The 16,706-nt window shown below is 66.4% G+C and carries 21 protein-coding genes; 14 read left to right on the forward strand and 7 right to left on the reverse strand.

From position 1 onward, the window contains the following. The first annotated feature begins 126 nt into the window (after window positions 1-126). The gene (locus P0Y33_RS12465) at window positions 127-2,148 is read left to right on the forward strand and encodes a S9 family peptidase (RefSeq protein ID WP_279527717.1); all 2,022 of its coding nucleotides are present in this window, start codon (window positions 127-129) and stop codon (window positions 2,146-2,148) included. Between the two features lie 213 nt (window positions 2,149-2,361). After that, on the forward strand, window positions 2,362-2,520 hold the full coding sequence (locus tag P0Y33_RS12470; protein ID WP_279527718.1) for a hypothetical protein: 159 nt from the start codon (window positions 2,362-2,364) through the stop codon (window positions 2,518-2,520). A 688-nt stretch (window positions 2,521-3,208) separates the two neighbouring features. Here the strand turns inward: P0Y33_RS12470 and P0Y33_RS12475 are convergent. Both P0Y33_RS12475 and upp read right to left on the reverse strand, forming a co-directional pair. Next, window positions 3,209-3,418 carry a DUF7569 family protein gene (locus P0Y33_RS12475; RefSeq protein ID WP_279527719.1) on the reverse strand — a complete coding sequence of 70 codons (210 nt, stop codon included), beginning with the start codon at window positions 3,416-3,418 and terminating at the stop codon, window positions 3,209-3,211. 48 nt (window positions 3,419-3,466) lie between these two features. Next, the gene (gene upp, locus P0Y33_RS12480; protein WP_279527720.1) at window positions 3,467-4,141 is read right to left on the reverse strand and encodes a uracil phosphoribosyltransferase; all 675 of its coding nucleotides are present in this window, start codon (window positions 4,139-4,141) and stop codon (window positions 3,467-3,469) included. Between the two features lie 121 nt (window positions 4,142-4,262). Here upp and P0Y33_RS12485 point away from each other — a divergent pair, with 121 nt between their 5' ends. The 5 genes from P0Y33_RS12485 (at window position 4,263) to P0Y33_RS12505 (ending at window position 8,251) form a co-directional block, all read left to right on the forward strand. Then, a complete protein-coding gene (locus P0Y33_RS12485) occupies window positions 4,263-4,577 on the forward strand; it encodes a hypothetical protein (protein ID WP_279527721.1) in 315 nt (104 codons plus the stop codon). A gap of 25 nt (window positions 4,578-4,602) precedes the next feature. Next, window positions 4,603-5,016, forward strand: a complete 414-nt coding sequence (locus tag P0Y33_RS12490; RefSeq protein ID WP_279527722.1) for an SRPBCC family protein — start codon at window positions 4,603-4,605, stop codon at window positions 5,014-5,016. Between the two features lie 106 nt (window positions 5,017-5,122). Further along, complete coding sequence (locus P0Y33_RS12495; RefSeq protein ID WP_279527723.1) at window positions 5,123-5,416, forward strand: hypothetical protein; 294 nt, start codon at window positions 5,123-5,125, stop codon at window positions 5,414-5,416. Then, window positions 5,416-6,414 carry an ArsA family ATPase gene (locus P0Y33_RS12500; RefSeq protein ID WP_279527724.1) on the forward strand — a complete coding sequence of 333 codons (999 nt, stop codon included), beginning with the start codon at window positions 5,416-5,418 and terminating at the stop codon, window positions 6,412-6,414. Before P0Y33_RS12495 ends, P0Y33_RS12500 begins: the two co-directional genes overlap by 1 nt. Before the next feature lie 100 nt (window positions 6,415-6,514). Further along, window positions 6,515-8,251, forward strand: a complete 1,737-nt coding sequence (locus P0Y33_RS12505) for a carbon starvation CstA family protein (protein ID WP_279527725.1) — start codon at window positions 6,515-6,517, stop codon at window positions 8,249-8,251. A 125-nt stretch (window positions 8,252-8,376) separates the two neighbouring features. On the opposite strand, the gene P0Y33_RS12510 is transcribed toward P0Y33_RS12505, so the two are convergent. Beyond that, window positions 8,377-9,021, reverse strand: a complete 645-nt coding sequence (locus P0Y33_RS12510; RefSeq protein WP_382217895.1) for a hypothetical protein — start codon at window positions 9,019-9,021, stop codon at window positions 8,377-8,379. Then, the gene (locus P0Y33_RS12515) at window positions 9,014-9,391 is read right to left on the reverse strand and encodes a cupin domain-containing protein (RefSeq protein WP_279527726.1); all 378 of its coding nucleotides are present in this window, start codon (window positions 9,389-9,391) and stop codon (window positions 9,014-9,016) included. The genes P0Y33_RS12510 and P0Y33_RS12515 overlap by 8 nt, the downstream gene beginning before the upstream one ends. 96 nt (window positions 9,392-9,487) lie before the next feature. Between P0Y33_RS12515 and P0Y33_RS12520 the strand changes: the two genes are divergently transcribed. From P0Y33_RS12520 to P0Y33_RS12530, 3 genes are all read left to right on the forward strand, one after another. Beyond that, window positions 9,488-9,703: a hypothetical protein gene (locus tag P0Y33_RS12520; protein ID WP_279527727.1), complete on the forward strand. Its 216-nt coding sequence runs from the start codon at window positions 9,488-9,490 to the stop codon at window positions 9,701-9,703. Between the two features lie 62 nt (window positions 9,704-9,765). Continuing rightward, complete coding sequence (locus tag P0Y33_RS12525; RefSeq protein ID WP_279527728.1) at window positions 9,766-10,455, forward strand: DUF5828 family protein; 690 nt, start codon at window positions 9,766-9,768, stop codon at window positions 10,453-10,455. Between the two features lie 46 nt (window positions 10,456-10,501). Further along, window positions 10,502-11,689: an inorganic phosphate transporter gene (locus P0Y33_RS12530; protein WP_279527729.1), complete on the forward strand. Its 1,188-nt coding sequence runs from the start codon at window positions 10,502-10,504 to the stop codon at window positions 11,687-11,689. A 4-nt stretch (window positions 11,690-11,693) separates the two neighbouring features. Here P0Y33_RS12530 and P0Y33_RS12535 read toward each other — a convergent pair whose 3' ends face one another. Then, window positions 11,694-13,013, reverse strand: a complete 1,320-nt coding sequence (locus P0Y33_RS12535; RefSeq protein WP_382218356.1) for a hemolysin family protein — start codon at window positions 13,011-13,013, stop codon at window positions 11,694-11,696. Between the two features lie 176 nt (window positions 13,014-13,189). On the opposite strand from P0Y33_RS12535, the gene P0Y33_RS12540 reads away from it, so the two are divergent. From P0Y33_RS12540 to P0Y33_RS12550, 3 genes are read left to right on the forward strand one after another with little or no spacing between them, the layout of a single operon-like run. Further along, the gene (locus P0Y33_RS12540) at window positions 13,190-13,498 is read left to right on the forward strand and encodes a glutaredoxin family protein (protein ID WP_279527731.1); all 309 of its coding nucleotides are present in this window, start codon (window positions 13,190-13,192) and stop codon (window positions 13,496-13,498) included. Further along, on the forward strand, window positions 13,498-14,013 hold the full coding sequence (locus tag P0Y33_RS12545; RefSeq protein ID WP_279527732.1) for a redoxin domain-containing protein: 516 nt from the start codon (window positions 13,498-13,500) through the stop codon (window positions 14,011-14,013). Before P0Y33_RS12540 ends, P0Y33_RS12545 begins: the two co-directional genes overlap by 1 nt. 54 nt (window positions 14,014-14,067) lie before the next feature. Continuing rightward, window positions 14,068-14,658 carry an L-threonylcarbamoyladenylate synthase gene (locus tag P0Y33_RS12550; RefSeq protein ID WP_328518008.1) on the forward strand — a complete coding sequence of 197 codons (591 nt, stop codon included), beginning with the start codon at window positions 14,068-14,070 and terminating at the stop codon, window positions 14,656-14,658. 7 nt (window positions 14,659-14,665) lie between these two features. On the opposite strand, the gene P0Y33_RS12555 is transcribed toward P0Y33_RS12550, so the two are convergent. Both P0Y33_RS12555 and P0Y33_RS12560 read right to left on the reverse strand, forming a co-directional pair. Further along, window positions 14,666-15,334 (reverse strand): CRISPR-associated protein Cas4, encoded by a 669-nt coding sequence (locus P0Y33_RS12555; RefSeq protein WP_279527733.1) that lies wholly within the window; start codon window positions 15,332-15,334, stop codon window positions 14,666-14,668. 90 nt (window positions 15,335-15,424) lie between these two features. Continuing rightward, window positions 15,425-16,021 carry a conditioned medium-induced protein 4 gene (locus P0Y33_RS12560; protein WP_279527734.1) on the reverse strand — a complete coding sequence of 199 codons (597 nt, stop codon included), beginning with the start codon at window positions 16,019-16,021 and terminating at the stop codon, window positions 15,425-15,427. Window positions 16,022-16,121: 100 nt separating this feature from the next. Between P0Y33_RS12560 and P0Y33_RS12565 the strand changes: the two genes are divergently transcribed. Next, window positions 16,122-16,703: a biotin transporter BioY gene (locus P0Y33_RS12565; protein ID WP_279527735.1), complete on the forward strand. Its 582-nt coding sequence runs from the start codon at window positions 16,122-16,124 to the stop codon at window positions 16,701-16,703. The last annotated feature ends 3 nt before the right edge of the window (window positions 16,704-16,706 follow it).

Raw genomic sequence — 16,706 nt, forward strand, 5'->3', positions numbered from 1 at the left:
GTCACTGAGACAGGAATATTCGTATAGAGAATCAATAGCTCCGAGAATATTAGCAAATAATTCAATCTACGAGCCGACCGCTACCCGAACCGAAACCACCTTCTCTCCGCCGGCGCACCCACGACTATGCAGACCGTTCGTGCGAGCGACTACCACGACATCGCCCGAGCCTCGACGCCGCGGGTCGCCCCCGGCGGCGAGCGCGTCGCCTTCGTCCGGAAGGTGCCGAAGGACGACGAGGAGTACGAATCGACCGTCTACGTGGTCCCCATCGGTGGGGGTGAACCACGGCAGTTCACGGTCGCCGAGGGCGTCGACGCCGAACCGCGCTGGAGTCCCGACGGCGACCACCTCGCCTTCGTGAGCACCCGCGGCGAGGAGACCGACAGACCGCAGTTGTGGGTCGTGCCTACCGACGGCGGCGAGGCCCAGAAGGTGACCGACGTCGTCGGCGGCGTCTCCGACCTCGCGTGGGGACCCGACGGGCGGCGAGTCGCCTTCACGCAGCGGTCGACGCCCACCGAGCGCGAGGTCGGCCACGACCTCGAACGCGACCCCGACTACGAGCGAGAGACGCCCGACCCGCGAGTCGTCGACCGGCACATCTACCGCCAGCACGAGGAGTACCTCGACGACACCCGGAGCCACGTCTACGTCTACGACCGCGAGACCGAGAAAGTCGAGCGTCTGACCGACGGCGACTACGACTTCGAGGCGCCCGAGTGGGGCGACGTCGACACCCTCTACTACCACGTCAAGCGCGAGGCCGACGCCGACGACAGCCTCGTCTTCGACGTCGAGGCGTACGACTTCCACACCGAGGGGACCGAGCAGGTCCTCCAGACCACCGGGTGGCTGCCCCAACTCGCGGCGACGACGGACGGTCGCCTCGCCTACACCCGGACTCCCGAGGAAGGCGCGTCGATGCGCCAGGCCGACGTCGAGGTGTACGACCGGGCGACCGACCGGACGACCGTCCTCACCGACGGTCTCGACCGGACCGTGAGCGCCCTCGGTCTCCAGTGGGGTGACGACGAACGTCGGCTCTACTTCTGTACGCCCGACGAGGGGAGCGTGACCCTCTGGCGCGTTCCCGGTGACGGCTCCGCCGACCCACAGGCCGTCCTCGGCGACCGCCACGTCGACGGGTTCGACGTGGGTCGTGACGCCGTCGCCGTCACCGCCAGCGAGTGGGACCACCCGAGCGACGTGTTCGCCGCCACGCCCGGCGGTGCCGAGGAGGTCCGCCTCACGCGCCTGAACGCCGACTACCTCGACGAGCGGGCCGTCCGCGAACCCGAGGAGTTCCGGTTCGACTCCGAGGGGTGGGACGTCCAGGGGTGGGTGCTCACCCCGCCGGACTTCGACCCCGACGAGACGTACCCGCTCGCCGTCGAGATCCACGGCGGCCCCCACGCGATGTGGAGCACCGCGGGGACGATGTGGCACGAGTTCCAGGCCCTCGCGGCGGCGGGGTACGTCGTCTTCTGGTGTAACCCGCGCGGGTCGACGGGCTACGGCGAGGACTTCGCGACCGCCATCGAGCGCGATTGGGGCGAGGTGACGACGACGGACGTGATGAACGGCGTCGAACGAGTCGCTTCTCGGGAGTACGTCGACGAGGAGAACACCTTCGTCACGGGCGGGAGTTTCGGCGGCTTCATGACCGGGTGGCTGGTCGGCCACACCGACTACTTCGACGGCGCGGTCGCCCAGCGCGGTGTCTACGACCTCGCCTCCTTCTACGGGTCGACGGACGCGTTCAAACTCGTCGAGGGCGACTTCGGCACGACGCCCTGGGAGGAACCCGAGTTCCTCTGGGAGCAGTCGCCCGCGGCCTACGTCGACCAGGTGACGACCCCGACGCTCGTGATGCACGCCGAGAACGACTACCGGGTCCCCGTGAACAACGGCGAGATGTTCTACCTCTTCCTCCGGAAGAACGGCGTCGACACCCGCCTCGTCCGCTACCCCCGCGAGGGCCACGAACTCTCGCGGTCGGGCGAACCCGCCCACGTCGTCGACCGCATCGAGCGCGTCGTCCGCTGGTTCGACGGCTACAGCGACTACTCGGACGTCCCGCCCGCGCTCGAACGCGACCCCGACGCGGGTCTCTCCGGGTCGACGGACGACGCGGACTCGGCGTAGGTGTGGAACCGGGCACGGCCGCTTCGACACCCGTCGATACTGACGCGTAAATCCGGCCGCGAGAGGTGCGTTTCGACACGAACGTGACCGCCCCCGACACCACTCCCGTATGGGGGTTTTCGAGGTGAAGCGAAGGGGTTCGACGCGAGACGAGAATTTTCGAGCGCCACGGGCAACGGGACGGTTATCCGCGTCGAGGCCCTGCATCGGACAATGAGTCTCCTCGAAATCTCCCACCCGGTGACGTGGCTCGCGCTCGCGGGCGTCGAGGCCTACATCTTCTCCATCTCGACCGGAACCGTCCCCCGCGTGTTCGCCGCGTTGCTCGTCGTCGGTTGTCTGGCGATGGCGGTGAAGAACTACCGCGAGTAGGACCAGTCAGTCATATCATAATCCTATCAATTAGGGGCATCTCTCGTCGAAACTGGTAATCGGACGAGTGCGCCTCCGTACTGGAGAATGTCGTGAGGATTGAAGTGACGACACTCACCTATAACTCATCGTCTTGATGAAATGAACTCGGTAGGATAGTATCTCGTTGTGTGAACTGATAGGCGAAAATACCCCACACGACAAAAGTTGCTAAGATGGTCAATAATAGCTCAAATTCGCGATTGAATGCGTCCACGATAGCAAATATACCAGCAAATACAACATATGTGATAGCGGATATTAGAATGAGAGCTGTAAATTGTCGTCCGGTATAAAACGGCTCCATACATCAGATAGATTATCGGATTTCATTTGGGCCTGTTGGCCGTCGGGCCTCCTGCGTTCCTCGTTGTTGCCTATGTTGGTTCGTACCAAATTGAGCTGACCACCGATTGCTAGCAAATTGGGTCAATCTAGAGGTCAGATCGTCCCGTCTCTACCGGACCGTACCAGAGCCGATTTGATGTCGAGTGTCCAGTGGAAACTGTCTAGTTTCCATCCAGTTCACTTCCAGGGGGATCTCAATCCCACTCGACCAACATCGCGTCGTCGAGTTCGCCTCTTCCCCTCACGATGGGTTCGCGCGAGCGGAGCGAGCGCGCTCGTGGGCGCGCTCGCGGAGGGCTTTTTAGTCCACGATTATGTCGGTCCCGTCGTCGGAGATGACCTGCGTCTCGGACTGCATCTCGCGTTCGTAGCGGTCGATCCACTCCGCGAAGCACTCGGGACAGAGCCGCTGGGCGTCGATCTGCGAGCGGTCGACGGTGAGGCGGACGGTCCGCGAGAGCGCGTCGGTCGTCGGCTCCCCGCAGTCGTCGCAAGGCTCGGAGTCGCTCATAGCGGGTGGAGAGGGGCGCGGGCGGCTTATAGGTGGGGTTCGTCGGCGTCAGCGCGTCCGGAACGCGCGGTCGCCGGCGTCGCCGAGACCGGGGACGATGAAGCCGTCGTCGTCCAGGTGGTCGTCGATGCTGACCGTGAGGAGGTCGGCCTCGGGGAACTGCTCGGTGACGCGGAGGAGTCCGTCGGGGGCGGAGACGGCCGAGAGGACGAAGAGGTCCTCGGGGTCGGGTTGGTCGTCGAGGACGTGGTCGAGGACGGTGCACATCGTCGACCCGGTGGCGAGCATCGGGTCGGCGACGATGACGGTGTCGTCCTCGGTGATCTCGGGGAGCTTCACGTAGTCGATGGTGATGGGGAACTGGCCGTCGACCATGCCGGCGTCCTCGTCGCGCCCGGCGGAGATGACGCCCTGCTTGGCGCGCGGGAACGCCTTGAGCAGTCCCTCGACGAACGGCGTCGCCGCGCGGAGGACGTTGATGATGACGACGTCGTCAAGTCCCTTCACCTTCTCACCGGTCGTCTCGGTGAGCGGCGTCTCGATCGAGACGTACTCCGTCTCCATCGCGCCGTCGATGATCTCGTAGCCACAGATGCGCCCGAGCTTGACGAGACCCTTGCGGAAGGCGACCTGTTCGGTCTCGACGTCGCGGAGTCGCGAGAGCGTGTGCTTGGCGAGCGCGTGGGTGATGACGCTGGCGTTGTCGCGGTCCTCGATGGGCATACCCGGAATTCGGAGTCCGCGGAGCCTTAAAGTACCGAAACGCGAGCGGTCGTGTGAGTGAACCGAACGCACCCGCGGCGACAACGTTCAAGCGAGTCGACGTCGTACGTTCACACGCATCATGGAGAACCGGGACGGTGACGCGGTCGACCCGGTCCCGTTCGGCGTCGTCTCGGCGACTGGAGTGCTGGTCGCCTACTCGTTCGTCCCGGGGTACCTGCTCACGTTCGGGGTCCCGCTGTGGGCCGCGCTCCTCGTCGCGACCGGGACGGCGCTCGGGACGGCGGGGTTCGCCTACCACCGGTTCGTGGTGACCGGACGACCGGCTGACACCCCTATCGAGGTTCCAGTGGCCTACCGACTCGAACGGCTCTTCTACGGCGGTCTCGTCGTCGCCCTCCTGCTCGCGACCCTCTCCGCCCTCCACTACCTCTAAACCACTCGGCCGCCGAGGGACGGACATGAAGACGGTCGAAGTCTCCCGCGTCGTCGACGCGCCGCCCGGACGGGTCCGCCACCACCTCGGCCCCGCCGAACTCGTCGAGAACGAGGGGACGTTCCGGGTCCTCGACGTCACCGGCGGCGACGGGGAGTGGACGGTCACCGCGTCCGCCGCTGGCGCCGTCACCGCGACGTTCGACGTCCGGAAGACGGCCTCCGGCTACAGTTACGAGCAGGTAGGGACGGAGGGACCCTTCGACGCGATGCGGACGGAGGTGATCCTCGAAGAGGCGGGCGAGGGGCGGACCGAGGTGACGATGCGCTCGTCCGTCTCGATGGGCCTGCCGCTCGCGTCGTTGACCGACCGAATCGCCGCGTGGAAGCGCCGTTCGGAGTTGGAGCGGGCACTGGACGCACTCGCCGCCGAGTTGTGAGCGCAACGGAGACAGTGGAGGCGGTGGAGACAGCGGAGGCGACGAAGGCGGCGGCGGAGTCGTCCGCACCACGGTGTTTATTCCCACGCAGGCGCTAGCGACACCCATGACGATTCACGAGGAGTTCGCACGGGTCCGCGACTCCGTCGAGGAGTGGCTCCACGGCCTCAAACACGGGATGCTCGAACACCCGGCGTTCGAACAGATCGAGGACGAGGCGCACGACCTCGAAGACGCGTTCTTCTTCGCGTGCTTCGCCGACGCGTTCGGCATCCCGACGCCGGCCTCCTACTACACCGCCGAACTCCTCCCGTATCTCGCGGAGGACTTCGAAGCGTGGGAGCGACGCATGTGGGAACGCGAGTCGGTACTCGACTGGAAGGGGCACTTCCACTTCTGATGAGCACGTTCACGTTCTTCGGCGGCAAGGGCGGCGTCGGCAAGACGACCGTCTCCTCCGCCTACGGTCTGAAGTGTGCGAACGCCGGTCTCGACACACTGCTCGTGTCGACCGACCCGGCACACAGCACCTCCGACGTGTTCGACCAGCAGTTCGGCGACGACCCCCGGCCCGTCGAGGGCCACGACCACCTCTGGGCGATGGAGATCGACCCCGAGCAGGAGGTCGACGACCACCTCCAGGACGTCCGTCGTTCGATGGCCGAACAGGTGAGTCAGACCGTCGTCAAGGAGATCGACAAACAGGTCGAACTCGCACACAACACGCCGGGCGCGACGGAGGCCGCGCTGTTCGACCGCGTCATCGAGGTGATGCGCGAGGCCGACGACTACGACCGCGTCGTCTTCGACACCTCGCCGACGGGCGGGACGCTCCGACTCCTCTCGCTCCCGGAATTCCTCGCCGACTGGATCGACCGACTCATCGAGAAGCGCCAGCAGGCGATGAGACTGTACGACATGGCGGCCATCGGAAGCAGGGAACCCGAGAAGCGCGCCGAGGACGACCCCATCATCGCGCACCTCGAATCCCGGAAGGAGAAGTTCGAGTTCGCCCACGACACGCTGCGCGACGACGCCACCTTCTTCCTCGTGCTCAATCCGGACGAACTCTCCATCCGCGAGACCGAACGCGCGGTCGGAACGCTCGGGGAGTACGAACTCGACGTCGGCGGACTCGTCCTCAACAAACTCACGCCCGAACCCGACCCGGACGAGGAGGGACGCGGTGCGACCTACCTCCGCAAGCGCGTCGCGACCGAGCGCGAACGCATCGACGAGATATACGAGACGTTCGACATCCCGGTCGTCGCCGAAATCGAGTCGCGTGTCGAGGAAGTGAAGGGAGCGCTGCTCGCGGAAGTCGCCGACGAACTCGCGATCGGGGTCGACACCCCACAACCGGACGACACGTCACGAAGTCCCGGCGAGAATCGCTGATTTTCCCACGATAGAACGGTTTAATCGCCGACTGGCCGGTGAATATAAAAACAACCTTTATGTTCGTTCATCGGTTTTGGACTGCCTGAGGGTCTGTAACATGGCAGTATCAATCGTCTGGATGGTCCTCTTCGTGCTCGTGGTGTTCAGCATCGGGTACCTCGGGTACTCGCGCTACCTCGCGCAGTTCGTCGAACTCGACGAATCCCGCGAGACACCAGCGCACAAGTACGAAGACGGACAGGAGTACGTACCGGCGAAGAAGCCGGTGCTCCTGGGGCATCACTATTCGAGTATCGCGGGCGGTGCGCCGATCGTCGGCCCGATCACCGCGGCGGTCATCTGGGGGTGGGTTCCGGCGCTCCTCTGGATCGCCATCGGGAACCCGCTCCTCGGGGCGGTCCACGACTTCGTGGCGCTGTCGAGCAGTCTCCGCCACGAGGGGAAGTCGATCGGGTACATCATCGGCGAGTACGTGGGCGAACGCGGCAAGGACATGCTCCTGTGGTTCGCGTTCCTGACCATCATCCTCGTCGTCGCCGTATTCGCCTTCGTCGTGGGCGTCGTCTTCGAGGCGTACCCCGCGGCCGCGACGTCGAGTCTGCTGTACATCGCGCTCGCACTGGTGTTCGGCGTCTACCTCTACCAACTCGACCTCCCGTTCGTTCCGGGGACGGTCGTGTTCGTCGCCGGCGTCTTCGCCAGCGTCTTCGTGGGCATCGAGTACCCCATCGCGCTGACCGCCTCGACGTGGGTGCCCATCATCCTCGTCTACGCGTTCATCGCGAGCGTCCTCCCCGTCTGGACGCTCCTCCAGCCACGTGACTACCTCTCGTCGTTCCTGCTCTACGCGGGTGTCGGCGGGGCAATCGTGGCAGTCGTCGTCGGTTCGTTCCTCACGAACCCGGTCCAGTCGCTCACGGTCAGCGACTCCATCGGTGCGTACAACGGGTTCTTCGGGACGGCGAACCTACCGCTGTTCCCCGTCCTGTTCGTGACCATCGCCTGTGGGACCATCAGCGGGTTCCACTCGCTGGTCTCCTCCGGGACGACTGCGAAGCAACTCGACAAGGAGACCGACGCGCGCGTCATCGGCTACGGTGGGATGCTCGGCGAGGGTCTCCTCGCGACGCTCGCGCTCTCGACCGTCGCCATCGCCGGCGTCACGACGGGCGGCGGCGTCGGTCGCGCGCTCCCGAACTTCGCGGAGGGTGGCGGTATCATCCTCACGAGTCTCGGCATCCCGCTCGCGTTCGGTGAAGTGTTCATGGCGCTCGTCATGGTGAGCTTCCTACTCACCTCGACGGACACGGCGCTCCGCCTCGGCCGCTACATGTTCGAGGAGATCGTCGGCACGCCCGAGACCACCATCCAGGAGGTCGGAACCAACCGCTACGCGAACGCCGGCTTCCAGTGCGTCATCGCGTACGGTCTCGTCGCCTCCGGCACGTGGTCGTCACTCTGGCCGCTGTTCGGCGGCGCGAACCAGCTACTGGCCGCGCTCGCGCTCCTGACCGCGACCGTCTGGCTGGCCAACTGGGACGAGTCCAAACAGCTCATCAGCACGGGTGTCCCGATGGTCCTGATGTCCATCACGACCGTCCTCGCCCTGCTGTACCTCGCGCTCGTCACCAACCTCTCCGAGAAGCTCCTCAACCCGACGTGGATGGCCAACAACGGGACGATGGCGGTCGTCTCCATCGTCCTGCAGATCGTCATCGCCTTCGTCCTCATCGGCCTCGCGCTCTCGCTGGCCCGGATGGGCTACGAGAACATCCAGAAGGCCCGCGGCAGTGGGAAGCCCGCCGCGACGGACGGGGGCGAGCAACGCGAGTAGCGTTCCGAACGCTGTCGAACCTCTTCGACGGAAGTGAGGAGGCGTAAGCCTCCGAGGCTCGACGGACTCTGTCCGTCGGCAGAAGTAACCGCTCGAAAAATCCGTCTTTCTCCTTTCTTCGTGTCCTACGAGCGGAGCCAACCGACGACCCGCTGGAGGAACGACTGTTCCTCGCGGACGGGGAGGTCGCGCCAGAGGGCGAAGGCCTCGACGACGTCCGCGTTCTCGCTCGCGACCGCGTCCTCTTCGTCGGGGGCGACGACCGCGAGGTTCACCTCGTAGTGGCCGTAGTAGCCGAACTTGATGAGGGTCCGGTCCTCGAACCCCGCGACGAACTGTCGTACGTCCTCGGGGATCTCGGGCGCGACGAGGACGAACGTGAAGTCCGTCCCGTAGTGCTCTTCGTCTGCGTCGACGTCGTCGGCGAGGTCGTGGCCGAGGTCGACGAGTCGTTCGAGGTCCGCGACCGACACGTGGTCGACGCGGCGGGTGAAGAGGTGTTCCTCGGCGTGGTGTTTCGCGTAGTTGAGCGAGGGGTGGAAGAAGTGCTTCTCGGTCTCCATCCGGAGTTCGCCGTAGAGGTCGAAGGACTCCCCGCGGACGCGGTAGTCCTTCTCCAGGTCGAAGTTGAACATGAGTCGGTCGGAGACCCGGTCGAGGTACTCGTCGTCCCACTCGGGCACGTCGTCGGGTACGTGGGAGGCGGGCACCTCGTGGCCGTCGACGTCGACCATCTCCTCGGTCTGCTCTCCCGACCGTTCCTCACTCATCGTCGGGTTCGTACGGTCGGACGTCGTCGACCGGAGGGGCGCCGATGGCGACGGCTCGGACCGTCTCCTCGGCGTCCTCCGGGACGAAGGCGCGGTGCGGGCTCTCGGGTTCGGCGACGAAGATGTTCCCCTCCGGGACGACCTTCTCCCCTTCGGGCGTCTCGACGTGGAGCGTCCCCGCGAGGACGACGAAGGCCTCCTCCTGCTCGGCGTGGACGTGGTAGGCCAGCGGGAGTGGCTCGCCGGGTTCGACGCGATAGACGTTCAGCGCCATCTTCTCGAGGTCGCAGTAGTCGCTGATCGAGCGGTGTTCGCTCGGGCGGTCCGGCGTCGGTTCGACGTCTTCGGGGTCGACAACGTGGTAGCCCATACCCGAAAGGAGGGGCGTCCGACGGCAAAAGGCCACCGTTGCGTGGTGGCACGGGGCGTAACCTTGAACCCGGTGGCACGCCTACGTACATCCAGTATGGGCACGAACGACGACGCTCCGGAGGCCTGTGGCCGCTGTTCGATGACGACGGCCGTCGACCTCACGGAAGGGAACGGTGAGAACCCCTTCGACGGCGACCGAATCGAGGTCGACGAGGACGAGATCCGCTCCGTGTCCCGTCACGTCGTCGCGCTCGGGCGAGTGAAGGAGCGACTCGACGGGTGGGCGACGCGCGTCACCTACGGTCGGTGACACCTTGACACTGCGTGACGGACAACAAGTAAGGTAATCCACGGCGTAACGTTCGATAGCGAATGGAAGAGAGCATTTCGGGGTTCAAAGTCCGCGGCGACTGGGGAGAGGTCGTCGAGTTCGGGGAGCAGGTCACTCGCGCGCTGCGGGAGGCGGGGGCCGACGAGGACGCGGTCGCGGAGTTCGACGAGTGGCGGCCGAAGTCACACGAACAACTCGAAGAGGAGGTCAGTGAGAAGACCGCCGAGCAGGCCAGCGTCGGGGAGGGCGCCGGCGAGAAAGCGGGCAAAGAGCCCGACGAGGACCTCCAGACGGCCGGCGAGCACCTCACCGAGTCCTACGAGAAACTCGAGGAGGCCGACACCGACGAGGCCGTCGAGAAGTGGCAGGACTCCCTCGACTACGTCGCCCGCGCCGCCGACACCGCCGGCCGGAAGGCGCTCCGGAAGGTCGAGGACGCCGTCTACCGGAAGGTGATGACCCAGATGGCACCCTACTACTTCGACAACGAACTCGTCAGCGCGAACCTCCGCCGCGTCCGGAGCCAAGAGGAGTTTACCCTCGAAGTGAACATCAACGACGACGACCTCAAAGAAGAGGTCGGCGACCGACTCCGCGACTACGACGACCGCGTCGACCGCTGGCACGTCGACACGGAGAAAGTGACGGAGAACGTCGAGGCCGTCGAAGGTGTCGAGACGCCCGATTCGGAGCGAGACCGCGACGAGAGCGTGAAGTCGACGACCAACTGAAGCCGACACGCTCTTGTCGGTCCGACGGGTCGGCACGTGTAGATAGATGGTGAGTGTCGCCGGACTCCTGACTCTCGTCGTCGCGGCGGTCGCGAGCCTGTTCATGGCGTGGGCTATCGGCGCCGGTTCGAGTGGATCGACGCCGTTCGCGCCCGCTGTCGGTGCGAACGCGATCTCGGTGATGCGGGCGGGCTTCTTCGTCGGTATCCTCGGGTTCGCCGGCGCGGTCCTCCAGGGTGCGAACGTCTCGGAGGCCGTCGGCAAGCAACTGATTCTCGGCGCCACCCTCACTCCGGTCGCCGCGACGGCCGCCCTCCTGACGGCCGCGGGACTCGTCGCGTTCGGCGTCTTCACGGGCTACCCCATCGCCACGGCGTTCACCGTCACCGGTGCCGTCGTCGGGACCGGACTCGCGCTCGGCGGCGAACCTGCGTGGGCCAAGTACCAGCAGATCGTCACGCTGTGGGTCCTCGTCCCGTTCGTCGGCGGGTTCATCGCCTACGTCACGGCGCGACTCCTCCGCGACTGGGCCGACGAGGCGGTGGCCGTCCCGCTGCTCGCGGGACTCGTCGGGGCACTCCTCGCGAACGTGAAGTTCGTCCTCCTCGGGCCGCCCGGCGTCGGATGGTCGGCCGCGCGGACGATCGCCGCCTCCATCGGACCCCTCTCCGACCTGGTCGCCCGCGTCGCCGTGACGCTGGCGCTGGGCGCGCTGACCACGGCGGTCGTCCACTACGACGTCTCACGCGACGAGGACGCCGCCCAACGTCACTTCCTGCTCGCGCTCGGCGCGCTCGTCGCCTTCTCGGCCGGTGGGAGTCAGGTGGGTCTCGCCGTCGGTCCGCTCCTCCCCCTCATCGGTGACGACGTCCCGCTCGTCTACGTCCTCGTCGGCGGCGGCATCGGACTCCTCGCCGGGTCGTGGACCGGGGCCCCGCGGATGATCAAGGCGCTCGCACAGGACTACTCCTCGCTCGGACCGCGGCGCTCCATCGCCGCGCTCATCCCGAGTTTCGCCATCGCACAGACCGCCGTCTTCTTCGGCATCCCCGTCTCGTTCAACGAGATCATCGTCTCGGCCATCGTCGGGAGCGGACTGGCGGCCGGCGGCCGTGCGGGCATCAGTCGGAGAAAGATGGGCTTCACCGTCCTCGCGTGGATCGGGTCGCTCGCGATCTCGCTCGTGTTCGGCTACGGCGTCTACTTCGCACTCGAACTGGCCGGTCTCCACTGAGTCGTCAGTCCTCTTCGGCTTCCTCGGCTAGCGACTCTCCTTCCGCTTCCTCGGCCTCGTCGGTCTTGGTGACGCGGGCCTGCATGATGCGGGTGTTTTCGACCTTCTCGACGCGGAGTTCGATGCCGTCGTAGCGGAACGTCTCGCCCTCCTCGACAAGGCGGCCCGCGCGGTTGAAGATGAAGCCGGCGATAGTCTCGAACTCCTCACCCTCCGGGAGTTCGACGTCGAGAGCCTCGTTTATCTCGTCGATGTTGACCTCGCCGCGGACGATGACCGACTCCTCGTCGACGAACTCGATGGGGTGTTCCTCCTCTCCTTCGAGGATCTCGCCGACGACCTCCTCGATGATGTCTTCGGTGGTGATGAGACCCTCGGTGGTTCCGAACTCGTCGATGACGACGACCATCTGGACGCGTTCGTCCTGCATCTCCTGGAGGAGTTCGTCGGCGTTCTTCGACTCGGGGACGTGGAGTGTCGGCTGGATGAGGTCGTCGAGTTCGAGTTCCTGGGACTCGCCGTAGAGGTACTCGCGGACGAGGTCGCGCAGCGAGACGACGCCGATGACGTTGTCGAGACTCCCCTCGTACACCGGCAGGCGCTCGTGGCTCGATTGGACACAGGTCTGGATGGCCTCCTCGATCGAGACTTCCTTCGAGACGGCGTCGACGTCGAGGCGAGGGGTCATCACCTCCTTGGCGATGGTGTTGGTGAAACGGAAGATGCGCTGGAGCATCTCGCGTTCTTCCTCCTCGATGACGCCCTCGCGCTCGCCCGTCTCGATCATGTCCTGGATCTCCTGGCGGGAGACGTAGGACGTCTCGATGGCCGCGCGCCCGCCCGTGATCGTGTTCACGAGTCGGGTGAGGTGGTCGAAGGTGACGACCAGCGGGAGGAGGACGTACTCGGAGAACTTGAGCGGTCGAGCGATGCGGAGCGACCACGACTCAGTGTTCTCGACGGCGTAGGACTTGGGACCGCTCTCGCCGAACAGGAGGACGAGGGCCGTGATGCCGAAGGTCGCCGCGATGACCGCCTTCCCCTGCGAGAGGTAGAGTGCGAAGAGGGCGGTCCCGATGGAGGACATCGCGATGTTGACGAGGTTGTTCCCGACCAGGATCGTCACGAGCAGGCGGTGTGGGTCCTCCTTCAGGTCGCGGACGGTCTCCGCCCCCGGGACGCCGTCCTCGACGAGGGCGTCGACCCGGTGGTGCGCCAGCGAGAACATCGCGATCTCCGCCGACGAGAAGAACGCCGAGAGCCCCATGAGTATCACGATGGCCACGGCTCCGAGGAGGGTGGCCGTCGTCCGGTCCAGCGACACCCCGACCTGCAGTAACGAGAGTGAAGATACGGATATGCCCACGATACCACAGGGTGCGCCCGCCGGTAAGTAAAGTATTTCTTCCGCGGAGCCACCCTCCAGGCGAGTCCCGCGAGTTTCCACCCGTTTCCGCCGGGGGCAATACGTTTACACCGAGCACGTCCGAACGACCGGGCATGAGCGCGTCAAGTGCCGACCCGAAACCCGAACACACCGACGCGGACATCCTGCTCTACCGCCTGCAGGCGTGTCCCTACTGCGAGCGCGTCGTTCGCAAACTGAACGACCTCGGTCTCGACTACCACTCCCGGTTCGTCGAACCGATGCACGCCGAGCGCGACGCCGTCAAGCGCGTCGTCGGCATGCGGACCGTCCCGGCCATCATCGACGACGAGACCGGCGTCGCGATGGCCGAGAGCGCGAACATCGTGAAGTACCTCGAAGAGACCTACGGCGAGGGCGCCGGAGACGGAGGTGAGAACTGATGGTGGACTTCGACGTCGTCGACCTCCCCGAGACCGACCACGTCGCCGAGGGCGAGGAGGCACCGGACTTCACCCGTCCGCTCGCCACCGACGAGTACTGGGAGGACGTCGCCCTCTCGGATCTCCTCGCGGAGGGGCCGGTCGTCCTCCTCTTCCACCCGATGGACGGCGCCTTCCCGACCACGTACATGTGGCAGGAGTTCGTCGACCTCGGCCTGGAGGACTACGGCGTGCAGGTCGCCGGCCTCTCCATCTCCTCGCCGTACGAGCACAAACAGACCATCGAGGAGCGAGGCATCGAGCACCTCGCCGGCCTGTTCAGCGACCCGCAGAACGGCGTCGCCGAGACGTACGGCATCGTCAACGACCTCGACGGCATGCACGGCGTCGAGGAACCCCGCCCCGCCGTCTACGTGATCGACGAGGACGGGACCGTCGCGTACGCCTGGGTCGCCGAGGAGTGGCCCGACTTCCCCGACTACGAGGCGGTCGAGCAGGCGGTCCGCGAACTGTAGCGGCCGGGACCCGCAGTCTACAGCCTTTTTTCGGCGCGGCACGAACACACGGGTATGATTTCCGACGCCGACCTCGGCGAGGCGGCCGCGGCGATCCGTGCGGGCGACCTCGTCGTCTACCCGACCGAGACGGTCTACGGACTCGGCGCGGACGCCCTCGATCCCGAGGCGATCGAACGGGCGTTCGCGGCGAAGGGACGGGACCGAGACAAGCCCATGTCGCTCGGCGTCCCGGACGTCGAAACGGCCACACAGTACGTCGTCGCGAGCGACCGCGAACGGGCGTTCATGGACGCGTTCCTCCCCGGACCCGTCACCGTCGTCTGCGAGAAACGCGACGTCGTCCCGGACGCACTCACGGGCGGGCGCGAGCGAGTGGGCGTCCGCGTCCCCGACCACGACGTCGCGCTCGCCCTCCTCGACCGCGTCCACCCCGTGACCGCGACGAGCGCGAACGTGAGCGGCCGGCCGAGCGTGACCCACCACGACGACCTCGACGCGGAGATTCGGGAGACCACGGCGGTGGTTCTGGCGGGCGGCGAGACCGGCGGCGTCGAGAGTACGGTCGTCGACGTCGCGAACGAGGAGGTCATCCGCCGCGGGGCCGACGCCGAGCGCATCGAGGAGTGGCTCGACGAGCACTGACTGGCAGTCAGCGGCCGACGCCGAGGAGCGAGGCGAGCGACCGGGTTCTGACCCCGCAGCGGTCGCGCTCCTCACAGGGGTCGCACTTCGAACTGTTTCGGAGGCGGGGCGGTGGCCCGTCGAGTTCGCGGACCGCGCGGAGCGTCCGGCGGTACTCGGCCGACCGGTGGGCCGTCACCCGCACCCGTCGGACGACGCCGTGTCGAGGGTACTCGACGAGCGCCCGGTCGATCCGCACGCCCTCGCGCCACGAGAGCGCCTTCGCCGCGGCCGTCGCCCGGACGCGCTGGGGCTTCCAGACGCCTCGTTCGGCGGGGGTTCCCGGCGAGACGAACGTCGGGACGAGACCCTCGTCGGTCTCGACCACCTTCGAGACGCGGCCGCGGCAGTCACGACCGGTCACGACGACGTCGCGCTCGACCGGGTCGCGGAGACCCGGCCACCGCTCGAACGCGTGGCGAATCCCGTCGCAGGCGACGTCGGGGTCGACGACGAGCGCATCCGCCAGCGACTCGTGGAGGTCGCCGACCAGGAGCGCGTCGTACGCGCCCGCGAGTTCGCGCGTCCGGCCGACGATTTCGGGCAGGTCGTACTCGGCGTCGAGTCGCCGGTAGTAGAGTTTCCGCGGGCAGTACGCCGCCGTCGCGAGTTCGTGGAAGGGGACTCTCTCGGACACGCGACTCTCTGGTGCCGTTTTCGTACTTGAAGGCTCGGCCGGAGGTGACAGTTGAACAGTTGTACAATCGTTCGACTGTTCGCGTCGGCCTCAGAAATCGACGTCCACTTCCTGTCCTTCGGTCGCCTCGTCGAGTCCGTCCTCCTGGGCGTCGGCGGTCAGTCGTTCGGTGAGTTCGCGGTCCTGGAGGAGGTTCTCGAACTCGTCGCGGAACCGGTCGTTGACGCGGCGAATCTCTCGCTGGGCCTCGACGACGCGACGGTAGCGACGGACCGTGGAGGCGCTGACGTCGAAGCGGTCGGCGAGGACGTCGGTGTCGTCGGTCTCGTCGAGCGCCTCGCGGAAGGACTCGAAGTCGAACGGCGGGTCGGTGTCGGTGTCGCGCAGCAGGTGGAGGTCGGTCCGGGCACGGGCGACCGTCTTGGGCCGTTCGTCGACCCGCCGACCGATGTCGGCGTCCGAGTCATCGCTGTAGAACCCTCGGACGACCTCGACGAGCGTCTCGTCGTCGAGCGACGTGGCGAACCCGAGTTGCGCTCGCATCTGCGAGACGGTCTCCCGGAGTCGCTCGTCGACGTTCTCGTCGCTCGCGAGCGACCCCCGGCCTTCCTCTTGCTCCTCCGTGACCGTCTCCCCGCCGGTCACGTCCACGAAGAGGTCCCGGAGTTCCTCGGTCTTCTCGTCCACAATACCCCCCATTGAACGCTCTTCGCCTAAATGTCTATTGGGTAACTCGACCCTTTCGTAAACCGGACTGTTGATTACGGTTGACGAGCCACGACGAACCATGAGTACGGACCACGAGTCGGTCGACCTCGTCGGCGACGAGGCCGTCGGCAACGTCGCACGCGCGGCGCTGTTCGCGGCGCTGACCGGCGTCTTCGCGTACGTATCGTTCCAGTTGCCCGTGACCTCCGTCCCGTTCACCCTGCAGGTGCTCGGCGTCTTCCTCGCGGGCGTCTACCTCGGCCCGGTCTGGGGGTTCGCCTCGATGGCGCTCTACGTCGTCGCGGGGGCGGTCGGCGCGCCCGTCTACGCCTACGGGACCGCCGGGTTCGGCGCGCTACTCGGCCAGTGGGGCGGCTACCTCTGGTCGTACCCGCCGGCCGCGGCCGTCGTCGGTCTCGTGGTCCACGGGACGGACGGTCTCCGCGACCCCCAGCAGGCGAGTGTCGTCCGTCTCGTCGGCGGGATGACCGCCGCGACGCTCGTCGTCTACACGTTCGGGACGGTCGGCTACGCGGTCGTCGGCGACGTCGGGTTCGTGACGGCCGTCCTCGCCGCCGCCATCCCCTTCGTCCCGGCAGAGGTCCTCAAGATGGCCGCGACGGTCGCCGTCGTCCGGAGCGACGTCGTCGTCGCCGAGTGAGCG

Source organism: Halospeciosus flavus, assembly GCF_029814175.1.
Taxonomy (GTDB): domain Archaea; phylum Halobacteriota; class Halobacteria; order Halobacteriales; family Halobacteriaceae; genus Halospeciosus; species Halospeciosus flavus.